The 13,036-nt window shown below is 73.7% G+C and carries 8 protein-coding genes and 1 pseudogene; 2 read left to right on the top strand and 7 right to left on the bottom strand.

Annotated elements, in window-relative coordinates; translation table 11 throughout:
* The first annotated feature begins 86 nt into the window (after nt 1–86).
* Complete coding sequence (locus GA0070558_RS29790; protein ID WP_091286033.1) at nt 87–1,142, top strand: LacI family DNA-binding transcriptional regulator; 1,056 nt, start codon at nt 87–89, stop codon at nt 1,140–1,142.
* Between the two features lie 66 nt (nt 1,143–1,208).
* Nucleotides 1,209–2,156, top strand: coding sequence for a glycoside hydrolase family 68 protein (locus GA0070558_RS29785; RefSeq protein ID WP_091286030.1), 948 nt, complete (start codon nt 1,209–1,211; stop codon nt 2,154–2,156).
* A gap of 39 nt (nt 2,157–2,195) precedes the next feature.
* On the opposite strand, the gene GA0070558_RS29780 is transcribed toward GA0070558_RS29785, so the two are convergent.
* The 7 genes and pseudogenes from GA0070558_RS29780 to GA0070558_RS29750 all read right to left on the bottom strand — a co-directional run.
* A complete protein-coding gene (locus tag GA0070558_RS29780) occupies nt 2,196–3,761 on the bottom strand; it encodes an MFS transporter (RefSeq protein ID WP_091286025.1) in 1,566 nt (521 codons plus the stop codon).
* Nucleotides 3,762–3,801: 40 nt separating this feature from the next.
* A pseudogene (locus GA0070558_RS34715) lies at nt 3,802–4,533 on the bottom strand (thioesterase II family protein); the annotation flags it as partial.
* A gap of 8 nt (nt 4,534–4,541) precedes the next feature.
* Nucleotides 4,542–5,639 carry a class II histone deacetylase gene (locus tag GA0070558_RS29770; protein WP_091286021.1) on the bottom strand — a complete coding sequence of 366 codons (1,098 nt, stop codon included), beginning with the start codon at nt 5,637–5,639 and terminating at the stop codon, nt 4,542–4,544.
* Between the two features lie 97 nt (nt 5,640–5,736).
* Entirely contained in the window at nt 5,737–6,042 is a 306-nt protein-coding gene (locus GA0070558_RS29765) for a hypothetical protein (protein WP_077937879.1), read from the bottom strand.
* 96 nt (nt 6,043–6,138) lie between these two features.
* Nucleotides 6,139–10,128, bottom strand: coding sequence for a bifunctional SDR family oxidoreductase/pyridoxal phosphate-dependent aminotransferase family protein (locus GA0070558_RS29760; protein WP_218107132.1), 3,990 nt, complete (start codon nt 10,126–10,128; stop codon nt 6,139–6,141).
* A complete protein-coding gene (locus tag GA0070558_RS29755) occupies nt 10,125–11,246 on the bottom strand; it encodes a DNA alkylation repair protein (protein ID WP_043963496.1) in 1,122 nt (373 codons plus the stop codon). The genes GA0070558_RS29760 and GA0070558_RS29755 overlap by 4 nt, the downstream gene beginning before the upstream one ends.
* Nucleotides 11,243–13,036, bottom strand: a 1,794-nt coding sequence (locus GA0070558_RS29750; RefSeq protein ID WP_141722364.1) for an acyltransferase domain-containing protein, incomplete at its 5' end; no start/stop codon positions are given. The genes GA0070558_RS29750 and GA0070558_RS29755, both read right to left, overlap by 4 nt.

Genomic DNA, 13,036 nt, shown 5'->3' with positions numbered 1-13,036 from the left:
ACCCACCCACCGGGGTGGCCCTCGTGACCCGCGCATGATGATGTGACGGGGCGGCGCCGGACGCGCCGCGGTGATTCGGAGGAGTCATGGGCCGCAACAGAGCAACCCTGGCCGATGTCGCGCGGCTGGCCGGACTGTCGAAGACGGCCGCCTCGATGGTGCTCAACGGGCGGGAGGGGACCCGGCTGTCCGCGGAGGCCCACCAACGCGTCTTCGCCGCCGCCGAGGAGCTCGGGTACCGGCCCAACATGGCCGCGCGCAGCCTGCGCACCCGCAAGACGGCCACCATCGCGTTCGTCTCCGACATCGTCGCCACCACCCGGTTCGCCGGTGACCTGATCCGGGGCGCGCTGGACGCCGCCCGGGAACGGGACCACGTGCTGCTGATCACCGAGACCCAGGGCGACGCGGCGTTCGAGCGGTACGCCATCGAGGCGATGCTCGACCGCCAGGTCGACGGCGTCGTCTACGCGGCGATGGCCACCCGCCGGCTCACGGTGCCCCCCGCCATCCTCGGCGGCCCGGTGGTGCTGCTCAACGCCGTCAGCCCCGACGAGCGGCCCTGCGTGCTACCCGACGACGAGCAGGCGGCCGTCGCCCTCGTCGAGGCCCTGCTCGCGCACGGCCACCGCGACCGCATCGCGTTGATCGGCCGCAACCGCCTCAAGGAGGGCGATCCCGAGGTCTCCATCGCCGCGCCGGCCCGCCTGCGCGGGATCCGCGCCACCCTCGCCGCGGCCGACGTCGGACTGCTCGCCGAGTGCTTCTGCGCGGAGTGGCTGCCGGAGCACGGGTATGCCGCCATGCGCAACCTGCTGTCCCGCTCGCCCCGGCCGACGGCGGTCGTCTGCATGAACGACCGGCTGGCCTTCGGGGCGTACCAGGCCCTCGGCGAGGCCGGCCTGGCCATCCCCGAGGACATCTCCGTCGTCTCGTTCGACGACGATCCCATCGCCGCCTGGCTGCGCCCCGGCCTCACCACCGCCGCCCTGCCGCACGAGCGGATGGGCCGTCGCGCCGTGGAGCTCGTGCTCGACGGGGGCGACGCCGGGCCGTCGTACGTCCCCATGCCGCTGCGCCGCCGCCGGTCCGTCGCCGCGCCGGCCGCCGGCGTCCCCGCGCCGAGGCGGGCCCCGGCGTAGACCGGTGAGCGCCGCCACCGCCGGCCGAGGTGGTTGCTAAACCGATTCACTGATAGGTTGCCGGCCATGCTGCGATTGCCGGACCACTGGGTGTGGGACAGCTGGTACGTCCAGGACGACGACGGCCGGTGGCACGTGTTCTTCCTGCGCGCCTCCCGGGCCCTGCACGACCCCGAGCGCCGCCACCACCGGGCGTCGATCGGGCACGCCGTCTCCACCGACCTGCGCTCCTGGACCCTGCTCCCCGACGCGCTCGTGCCCGCCGACGCGCCCGCCTGGGACGACCTGGCCACCTGGACCGGCTGCACCGTCCGCGGCCCCGACGGGCGGTGGCACCTGTTCTACACCGGCGTCGGACGCGCCGAGGGCGGCCTCGTCCAGCGCGTCGGGCTGGCCGTCTCCGACGACCTGACCACCTGGCACCGGCACGGCGACGGCCCCCTCGTGGAGGCCGACCCGACCTGGTACGAGCTGCTCGACCGGGACGCGTGGTACGAGCAGGCCTGGCGCGACCCCTGGGTCTTCGCCGACCCCGACGGCGACGGCTGGCACATGCTCGTCACCGCGCGCGCCAACCGGGGCCCGGCCGGCGGGCGGGGCGTCATCGGGCACGCCACCTCACCCGACCTGGTCACCTGGACCGTCCGGCCGCCGCTGTCCGCGCCCGCCGGCTTTGGCCACCTGGAGGTGCCGCAGGTCGCCGTCGTCGACGGCCGGCCCCTCCTGCTGTTCTGCACCAACGCCGTCGCGGACCCGCGCCTGCGCGACCACCGGATCTGGGTGGCGGACGCGCCGAGCGTGCGCGGCCCCTGGGACGTGGCCGCCGCGCGCCCCGTCCCACACCCGCACCTTTATGCGCCCCGCCTGGTCCCCGACGGCGACCGGGGGTGGGCGCTCATCGGCTTCCTCGACCGGGTCGACGGCGCGTTCGTCGGTGAACTCACCGACCCCGTGCCGTTCCGCCTCCCGCAGGCCGACCCGTCACCCGCCGAGCCGGCCGTCACCGGGCGGTAGCCGTCCCGGCGGGCGGTGACCCGCCGGGACGGCCGGCCGTCAGGAGGCCGCCTGCGCCGGCACGGCGTCGTCCGCGCCGGCCTCGGCGTCGCCGGCCGGGCGGTCGCGGACCATGGTCAGCACCGCCACCGCGAGCAGGACCGTGATCACGGTGCTGATCGCCCCGACGAGGTTGAGGCCGCCGGTGAAGGCGTCCCGGGCGGCGGCCAGCAGCGCCGCGCCCGCGTCGCCGGGCAGCTGCTGCGCCGCGGCGACGGCCGCGGCGAGGGTGTCGCCCGCGGCCGAGCCCTCGGGGGCGGTGAACTGACTGCGGTAGACGATCGCGCCGACGCTGCCCAGGATGGCGACGCCGAGCGCCATGCCCAGCTCGGTGCTGGTCTCCGACACGGCGGAGGCGGAGCCCGCCTGCTCGGGGGGCGCCGACCCGACGACGATGTCGGTGCCCAACGCGATGAGCGGGCCGCCACCGGCGTAGACGAGCAGGAAGCCGACCACCAGCTGGGTGAGGCCGCCCTGGCTGTCGAGCAGGGCGAGCATCAGGTGCCCGACCGCCGAGACCGCCAGGCCGGCGGCCACCACCCGGGCCGGCGCGATCTTCCCCGCCAGCACCGGCGACAGCATGGACGTGACGATCAACGCGAGCGCCGCCGGCAGCAGCCAGAGCCCGGCCCGCAGCGGCGAGAGCCCGACGACGAGTTGCAGGTACTGCGTCACGAACAGGTACGTCCCGCCGGCGATGAGCATGCTGAACAGCATCGCCACGAGGGCCGTGGCCAGCGGGCGGTTGCGGAACAGCCGCAGGTCGATCAACGGGCTGGCCAGGGCACGCTGCCGGCGGACGAAGAACACCCCGACGACCAGGCCGGCGACGACGGCGAGCAGCGGCAGCGGGCCCGCGTCCTCCTTGGCCAGCTCCTTCAGGCCGTAGATGATCGGCAGGATCGCGGCCAGGGACAGCGCCACGCTGGCCAGGTCGAGCCGGCCGGCGTCGGCGTCCCGGTACTCCGGCAGCAGCCGCGGCCCGGCCACCAGCAGCACGGCCATGATCGGCACGTTGAGCAGGAACACCGAGCCCCACCAGAAGTACTCCAGCAGCGCGCCCCCGACGACGGGGCCGAGCGCGATGCCGACGGAGAACATGGTGACCCAGACCGCGATGGCGACGCCCCGCTGGCGCGCGTCCTGGAACATGTTGCTGATCAGCGCGAGGGTGGAGGGCATCAGGGTGGCCCCGGCGACGCCCAGGGCGGCGCGCGAGGCGATCAGCATGGCCGGCGTGTCGGCGTACGCGGCGACCACGGAGGCCACGCCGAACGCGGCGGCGCCGATCAGCAGCAGCCGCCGCCGGCCGATCCGGTCACCGAGGGTCCCCATGGTGACCAGGAACCCGGCGATCATGAAGCCGTAGATGTCGATGATCCACAGCATCTGCGGGGCGCTGGGCAACAGGCTCTCGCTGATGTGCGGCACCGCGAGGTGCAGGACGCTCATGTCGATGGAGAGCAGGAGCGTCGGCAGCGCCAGCACTGCCAGGCCGAGCCATTCCCGGGGGCCCGCCCGGTGCTGCGGTTCGATCGTGGTGCTCAATGTGGATCCTTTCTTCATGTGTCGCCGGACGGGGGAAACAGTGGGTCGTCAGGTGCGTGACCACCGCCTCGGCGACGTATGGCTCGTACAGGTAGAAGTGGCCGCCGGTGAACAACCGGCGGGCGAAGGGCCCCGTCGTCTCCAGCGACCACAGGTGCAGCCGGTCGGCGACGACGATCGGGTCGTCCGCCGCGCCCAACGACAGGATCGGCACGCCGGTGCCGGTGGCCGGCCGCTCGTAGGTCTCCATGGCCTCCAGGTCGGCGCGGATCGCGGCCAGCGCGGGTCGCACCAGGTCCGCCCGGTGCAGCAGGTCGGGGGCGATGCCGCCGATGTCCACGAGGTGTTCCAGCATTTCGGCGTCGGTGCGCCGGTGCCCGTACGGCGGCTCGCTGGGGAAGCAGGGCGGCTGCCGGGCCGACACGACGAGGTGCCGCGGCGGCAGTCCCGCCCGCTCCATCGCCCGGGTCAGCTCGTAGCCGAGCACGCTGCCGAAGCTGTGCCCGACGATCGCGTACGGCAGGGGGTCCCGCTCGGCGAGCGCCCGGGCAAGGCCGTCGACGAGCGGCTCGACCCGCCGCAGCAGCGGCTCGGCGGCGCGCAGGCCCCGGCCGGGCAGCTGGGCGACCAGGAACTCGACCCCGGCGGGGACGACCCGCGTCCAGGACCGGAACGCCGAGGGCCAGCCGCCGGCGTGCGGCAGCGCCACCAGCCGCGCCCACGGGGCGTCCGGCCCGGCTGCGGCGGCCGGTCGTGCGCCGCCGCCCACCTTCAGCAACCAGGGGTTCATCGTCGTCCTCACGCCAGCAGCGGATGGTGGGCTTCGAGGTGGGCGAGCACGCGGTTCTGGTGCGGTCGCAGGCGCTGCCCCGGCAGGTGCTCCAGCGAGTGCAGGAAGGGATCGGGCGGCTCCGGCAGGCCCGCGAGCGCCGACGCGACGGCCAGCACCAGGGTCGGCTGGTACCACGCCGAGTAGCCGCCCTCGTGGGCCAGGACGATCCGCCCGCCGGTCAGCTCGTCGGCGAGGGCGCACATCCGGGCCGTCATGGCGTGGAAGGTCCGGCTGGTGCACATCATCCGGCCCATCGGGTCGTGGCCGCCCGCGTCGAGGCCGGCCGCCACGAGGATCAGCTCCGGGCCGAAGGCGCGGGCCGCCGGCTCGACCAGCCGGGTCAGCGCCGCCAGGTACGCCTCGTGCCCCGAGCCGGCCGGCAGCGGCACGTTGAGGGTGCGCCCCGCCCCGGCGCCCTCCCCCGTCTCGGTGACCAGGCCCGAGGCGGGCGGGAACAGCCCCTCCTGGTGGATCGAGACGTAGAGGACGTCCGGGTCGGTGTAGAAGGTGCGCTGGATCCCGTTGCCGTGGTGCACGTCCCAGTCGAGCACCAGCACCCGGCGTACGCCGTGCCGCTGGGCCGCCCGCGCGGCGATCGCCACGTTGTTGTAGAGGCAGAGGGCCATCGCCCGGTCGGGCTCGGCGTGGTGCCCGGGCGGCCGGACGAGGCAGTACGCCCGGTCGTGCCGCCCGTCGAGCACGGCTTCGGTGGCCTGCACGCAGGCGCCCACGGCCACCCGGGCGGCGTGGGCGCTGTGGTGGTTGACGTGCGCGTACACCCCGGCGTCGCCGGCACCGAGCGCGGAGGCCGCCTCGACGCGGTCGACGTGCTCGCGGGTGTGCACGAGCAGCAGGGCGTCGTCGCCGGCCGGCGCGGGGGTGACCTGGGTGTAGTGGTCCAGCACCCCGGCCATCCGCACCAGTCCCTCGGCGCGGCGCAGGTCGGGGTCGACGGCGAACTGGCGCAGGGGTTCGATGCCCGGGCCGACCGGCAGGTAGCCCGACCCCTGGCCGGGGTCGTGCCAGAAGCAGACCTCGTGGCTGTACCAGGCGAGATTCGGCATGTGCGACGTCCTTGGCGCTCGGGTCAAAGGGGTGGTCGGGGCCGCGACGCCGACGGGGGGGTGTCGACGCCGCGGCCCGCTCGGGGAGGGCGACCGGTTACGCGGCGACGGCCGCCTGGGCCCGGGTCTGTCCGGTCACCTCGGCGACGCGCCGCAGGTAGTGCTCCCGCTCCTCGGCCGGGGTGTGCTTGGTCCGGAACGTGGAGTCGAGCCAGGCGAGGACCTGGTCCACCTCGGCGGGGCCGAGCGGCCGGTCGCCCAGCTCCTTCTCGAACTCGCGGATGCGGGCCGTGGGCGCGAGGACGCCCTCGGCGTAGCCGGACTCGTCCGGGTTGTGGTTGCGGGTGCAGGCGATGGCCTTCAGGACGGCACCGAAGAACGCCCTGCTGTCGATGTCGCTCACTGTGGTCTCCTCTCGACGGGGTTTCTTCCGCCGGCCGCCCGCTGCGGGCGGCCGGCTACACGGGTGGTGTCGCGACCGGAACGCTCCCGGCTGCCCTCAGGCGATGAGCCCGACCCGCCGGCCGGCGTCGGCGAAGACGGCGACGGCGTGGTCGAGGTCGTCGACGGAGTGGCTGAGGTTGACGATGGTCCGCAGGCGCGGCAGCGCCTTGGGCACGGTGGGATAGACGATGGGTTGGACGAAGATGCCCTCGTGCTGGCAGAGCCGGGCCATCTCCTGGGCCTGGCCGGCGCTGGCGCAGATGATCGGCACCACCGGCGTCACGCTGCCGAGGGTGTCGAAGCCGAGGGCGCGCAGCTGCGCGCGGTACCGGTCGGTGCGGGCCCGCAGCTCGCCGGTGAGGTGCGGGGCCGCCTCCATGACCTCGACGGCCGCCCGCGCGGCGGCCACCTGCATCGGGGTGCCGGCGGCGGAGAACATCCAGCCCCGGGCGTTGTTCTTCAGGGCGAAGATCAGGTCGCTGGAGCCCGCCACGTAGCCGCCGGTGCTCGGCACCGTCTTGGACAGGGTGCCCATCTTCACCGCGATCCGGGCCGGGTCGATGCCGAAGTGCTCGGTGATGCCCCGGCCGGTGGCGCCCAGCACGCCGAGGCTGTGCGCCTCATCGACCATCAGCGGGGCGTCGTGGCGCTCGCAGAGCTCCAGGATGCCGGGCAGGTCGGCGACGTCGCCGTCCATGCTGAACACCGCGTCGGTGACGACCAGCTTGCCGGCGTCGCCCGCCCGGCGCAGGGCCCGCTCCAGGTCGGCCAGGTCGTTGTGGGCGTACGTGATGACGGTCGCGCCGGACAGCCGGTAGCCGTCGAGGATGCTCGCGTGGTTGTAGACGTCGCCGATGACCACGTCGCCCGGCCCGACCAGCGCGCCGACCGTCGCCACGTTGGCCATGTAGCCGCTGGTGTAGACGATGGCGTCCTCGGCGCCGACGAACCGCGCGATCGCCAGCTCCAGCTCGCGGTGCAGGTGCAGGGTGCCGGCGAGCAGCCGGACCCCGTGCGCGCCGGTGCCGTGCCGCTCCAGGGCGCGCTGCGCCTGGTGGTTGATGTAGTCGTGGCCGATGAGCCCCAGGTAGCTGTAGGAGGCGAAGTTGAGGAACCACCGGCCGTCGAACTTGATCCAGGCGCCCTTGGACTCCTCGATGACCGGCTCGTAGAAGTAGTCGTCCCGCGCGATGACGAGCCGGTCGTCCACCGACAGCGCGTCGATGCGCCGGTCGAGGAAGGTGCCGTCCGGGCGGTCGGCGAGCCGGCCGGGCAGCGTGCGGCGGGGAACCGCACCGCCGAGAGGGGCGGCGACGCCGGGCGGCCCGGCGGGCCGGGGCGCGGCCGGCGGGGGTCCGGCCGGGGCCGGGCGGTGGCCGGCGGCGGGGGCCGGCGCGGGCCGCCCGTTCGCCGCCGCCGGGGGCTGCGCGGCGGCGGGCCGCCCGTTCGCCGCCGGGGGCCGTCCGTCGACCGCCGCCGGCTCGGCGGTGCGCCCGGCCGGGCGGCGCACGACCGCGTCGCCGTCGCCGTCACGGAACCGGTCCCAGTCCGGGACGAACCGGTGCGCCGCCGGCCCGCCCGACCCGACGGCCGCGGGCGACGCGGCCGCCACCGGGGGTACGGCGACCGGCGCGGGCGGCCCGGCGGGGCCGGCCGCCGGGGGCGCGGCGGGCGACGCGGGCGGTGCGGGCGGTGCGGGCGCCGTCGTGGTGGCGGCGCGCGGGAGCCCCTCCAGGTGCCGCAGCAGCGCGCCGACGCCGGGGTGGTCGAAGAAGGTGGCCGGGTCGATCTCGACGCCCGCGCCGGCCAGCGCGGCGGAGACCTCGACCGCCATCATCGAGTCCAGCCCCAGGTCCAGCAGGTTGTCCTCGGGCGACACCTCGGCGACGTGCAGGGTCCGCTTCAGGATCGCCGACAGCTCCGGCCACAGCCGGGTGTCGGGAGAGGTCACAGGGGTCGTCATCTCGTCGTCCTTCGGGGTGTCGACTGCGGACAGGACGTAGTTGCCGGGCGGCAGCCCGAGGGTGTGCCGCAGGAGCGCGACGCCGTCGTCGGCGGGCAGCGCCGGGATGCCACGCGCCGCCGCCGCGTCGGCGACCCGCTCACCCATGCCGACGGCCCACAGGCCCCAGCCGAGGCTGTACCAGGCCTCCCCCTCGGCCCGGCGGCGGGCGGCGTAGCCGTCGAGGTAGGCGTTGGCGCAGGCGTACGAGCTCTGGCCGAGGTTGCCGTGCGTCGCCGAGATCGAGGAGAACAGCACCACGTACCCGGGGCGCGCCCGCGCACCGAACGCCGCGTCGAGCGCGTGCACCCCGCCGATCTTCGGGGCGAACACCTCGTCGACGCGCTCGGGCGACAGGCTGCGCGCCAGCCCGTCGCGCAGGACGCCGGCGGCGTGAAAGACGCCGTCGAACGGCTCCGCGTCGGCCAGCGCCGCCGGCAGGTCGCGCACGTCGGCGGCGAGGACCCGCAGGTCGCAGGCGGCGGCGAGCTTGTCCAACCGGTCCCGCGCCGGCCCCTGCGTCGGCACCGTCCGGCCCACCAGCGTGAGGTGGGCGCAGCCCGCGCCGGCCAGGGACTCCGCCACGTGCAGGCCGATGCCGCCCAGCCCGCCGGTGATCAGGAACCGGCCGCCGACCGCCCGCCCCGCCCGCTCGCCCGGGGTGGCGTCGACCGCCGGGTGCGCCGGGGCATACCAGGTGCCGTCGCGCCAGGCCAGCTCCGCCTCACCGTGGCGCACCTCGTCGAGCGTCGGCGGGGGCGTGGCACCGCCGAGGCCGAGGTCGACCAGGCGTACGCGGACCTGCGGGTGCTCGATGCGCAGGGTGCGCGCCAGCCCCCACAGCGCGGTCTGCACCGGCTCGACCGGCTCGCCGCCGGTGACCTGGTGGGCGGCGTTGGTGACGATCGTGAGCGCCGGCATCGGCGGCTGCGCGGCGAGCCGCCGGACCAGGGTGAACACGCCCTGGAGGACGGCGGCGGCCTCGTCGGCGTCCCGCACCCCGCGCGGCGCGACGTAGACCACCTCGGCCGGCGGGGTCTGCGCGCGCGCCCGGTCGACGTGCTCGTCGTGCAGGTCCGTCGGGTCGAGCAGCACGGGCCCGTCGTCGGGCGACCCGCCGGACAGCTCGCGCGACACCAGCCAGGTGTGGCCGCCGGTCGGCTCCGGCTCCGGGGTCGGGGTGACCGGCTGCCAGGTGACGGCGGTGACCGACCCGGCGGGGACCGGCCGGTGCCGGGCCGGTGCCCCCGCCGGGCGGTCGGATCCGCCGGCCCGCCCCGGCGCCTTCAGGATGATCCGGTCCAGTTCGAGCAGCACCTCGCCCTGCTGGTTGCAGACGGTGGCCCGCCCGCGCACCGCACCGCCGGACGCGCCCTGCGGGTCGGTGCGCTCGACCAGCGCCAGGACGGTGCCGGTGACCCGCCGCCGGACGGTGACCCGCCCCACGTACCAGGGCAGGCACCCCCCGGCGGTGCCGTCGTCGAGCATCCCGAGGCACTGGAAGACGCTGTCGAGCAGCGCCGGCGGGACGAGGTGCGGGTCGGTCAGCCCCCCGGACGCGCGGAGCAGGGCCAGCATCCGGCCCGGCCCCCGGTGGGCGGCGCGGATGGCGTGGAAGGTCGGGCCGTACTCGATGCCGCTGCCCCGCCGCCAGTCGGCGACGGCGGCCAGCGGCACCTCGTCGACGCAGCCGGCGCGCAGCTGGGCCACGTCCAGGTAGTGCGGGGGCGGCAGCGCGGAGCGGGTGGCCCGGGCGCGGCTGTGCGGCGTCGGGCTGGACGCGCCCGGCTCCCACGAGCCGAGCGCGCACTCCCCGTCGTCGGTCAGCGTGGTCTCGACCTCGACGGTCGTGCCGGGCGGCACCCGCAGCGGCGCGAGGAACGCGACCTGTTCCAGGCTCCAGCTCCCGCCGGGCCGCGCCGCGTCGCAGGCGGTGAGCATGGCGTCGACCTGCGCCGCCGCGGCCAGCACGGGCGTCCCGCCGATCCGGTGGTCGCGCAGCACCGGGTCGTCGGCGGCCAGCGGGGTCCGGTGGGCGCTCACAGCCGCAGGTCGAATCTGTCGGTGGCCAGGACCTGGCCGTTGACCTGGATGTCGACGAGGTGCTCGCCGGGGTAGTAGCGCCGGGTGGAGACCTCCCGCACCGGGTGGGACTTCTCCACCGTCCGGCGCTCGCCGGGGGCCAGTTCGAGGGTGGTGAGCTTGAAGACCTTCGGGATGCTCTGGCCGTTCTTGCGCACGTGGTGCACGACGTAGTCGACGGCGACGGTGTGCCGACGGCTGTCGGTGTTCTCGACGTCGAGGCGGATGAGGGTCGACTCGCCGAGGGTCAGCGACCGGGGCGACAGCCGCATCGACGGCACGCGGATGTGCTCGCCGCCGGTGACGCCGACGATCGCGAGGGCCTCCTGGTTGCCCTTCTTGACCAGGGTGCGCAGCGCGTGCCGGACGATCCAGGCGGTCTCCGGCGTCGGGCTCTCCTGCTGCCAGCGCAGCGCGGTGGCCAACGCGACGTCGGGTGCGTCCTTGGAGATGTCGTTGAGGTTGTTCGCGACGGACTTGCGGACGTACTCCGACGGATCGCTGCGCAGCGGTTCGAGGATCTCCAGGACGGGCTGCGGGTCCTTGACGAACATGGTGAGCGTGCGCGCCCAGGGCAGGCGGGGACGGGTGCCCTCGCTGGCCATGCGGCGCACGTTGTGGCTGGGGTCGCGCGCCCAGTCGGCCATCCGCTTCATCGTCAGGTCGTAGTGCTGCTCGATGTACGGGCGGATGGCGTACTCGGCGGTGTGCCGCTTGGTGATCTCGACGAGGGCGTCGAGGGACACCTCCGGGTGGTCCAGGCCGTACTCCTCGACGAACCGGGCCACCGGCATGAGGTACCAGCTGACGTTGAACATCCCCTCCCCCTCGGCGAGTTCGTCGCCGAGGATCGACACGAGGATGCGCACGCTCTCGGGGTAGTCCTGTGGGAGCCGGCTGCGCAGCCCCTCCGCCAAGACGAGGACCCGGTCCTTCAGCTCCTTTCCGGGGATCCGCCGTTCGACCTCGACGGCGTAGTCCTCGACGTCGAACTCCGGGTGGACCTCGCGGATCTTCCCACCGATGAGGCGGGCGGCGTCACCGTTGAAGTGGCGCTTGAGTCCGTATTCGCCAGTCATTGCATCCGGTCCTTCACGACAGAGATTCCCTCAGCGGGCGGGTAGAGGTGGATCTTAGGTTTGCGTGTTTCCTCCCTCAAGGAAGCGGGACGGCTCGTCGCGACGATTCTCGACTCGTCTCGTCCATTGGGGACCCAGTACGTCCGGCGTTCGAAGGGGTAGGTGGGAATGGTCGTCGTGCGATGCCCCTTACCGGCATGCACCCCCACCCAGTCCACCTCACCCAGACCACGGCTGTAGAACTCCGCCACCGCGGAATGCACCTGCACCTGATCCGAACGATCCCTGCGCAACGTCGACAACCACACCAACCCCGGATCCGGCAACACCTGCCGACCCAGACCCGTCAACACCGGATGCGCACCAATCTCCCAGAACACCCCACCACCAGCCGCACCCACCAACCCCAACGCCTCACCAAACAACACCGGCCCCCGAATCCCCCCACCCCACAACCCACCATCCGCCACAGACCCCGCGTCATGCCACCGACCCGAAATCGACGACGCAAAACCAATCCGCGGCGCCGACACCACCACCCGCGACACCGCCTCCGCAAACGGCCCCACCGCCCCCACCATCGCCTCCGAATGAAACGCATGACTCACCACCAACCGCTGACACCGCAAACCAGAGTTGACACAGAACGCATCCACCACATCCACCGGCCCCGACACCGTCACACTCCGCGGCCCATTCCACGCCGCCACCTCCAACCCCGGATAAGCGACCACCGCCGACCCCACCACCTCGGCATCAGCGAACACCGCCGCCATCGCCCCACCCGACCGCTGCCCCTGCATCAACGAACCCCGCACCACCGCCAACCCCAACACATCCCTCAACCCGAACACCCCCGCCGCCCACGCGGCCGACAACTCACCCACCGAATGACCCACCACCAACCCCGGCCGAACCCCCCACGACTCCAACAACCGCACCAACCCCACCTGCACCGCAACAATCCCCACCTGCGCAAACCGCGTCTGCACCAACTCCCCACCCCGACCACCGAACAACAACTCCAACAACGGCACCTCACCGGCAACAAGCCCCGCACACTCGTCCAACGCCGCCCGGAACACCGGCTCCACCCCATACAAACCCCGAGCCATCCCCGCATACTGCGAACCCTGACCCGAAAACACGAACACCGACACCGGCGCCGCATTCACCAGACGGCCCACCGCACGATCACCCGCCGCCACCGCCGACAACCCCTCCGCCACACCCACACCATCCACACCCGACACCGCCACCCGGAACCGATGCGACGCCCGACCCACATTCGCCGTAAACCCGAAATCCCCCACACCACTCGTCCCCACACCCGACAACACCCGCGCATAATCACCCGCCAAACGCCGCACACCCTCCACACTCGACGCCGACACCTTCACCACAAACGACTCCTGCGACACCACCTCACGCGGAGCGGCGACCGGCGGCTCCTCCAGAATGACGTGAGCATTCACCCCACCCATCCCGAACGCCGACACCGCACCCCGCCGCGGCACACCCGCCACCCGAGGCCATGCGACGACCTGATCCGCCACGAAGAACGGCGACTCCTCGAACCGGATGTGATCATTCGGCCGGTTGACGTGCAACGTCGGCGGAATCAACTCCCGATCAAACGCCAGCAACACCTTCACCACACCAGCCAACCCAGCAGCCGGCTCCAAATGACCAATGTTCGACTTCACCGAACCAATCGCACAGAACTGCGTCCGCGACGTGAACTCCCGCCACGCCCGCGTCAAACCCTCCACCTCAATCGGATCACCCAA

Origin of the sequence: Micromonospora haikouensis (assembly GCF_900091595.1) — a bacterium.
Lineage (GTDB): Bacteria > Actinomycetota > Actinomycetes > Mycobacteriales > Micromonosporaceae > Micromonospora > Micromonospora haikouensis.
Note: the sequence above shows the minus strand (reverse complement) of the source record. Positions and strands in the feature narration are given on the sequence as shown.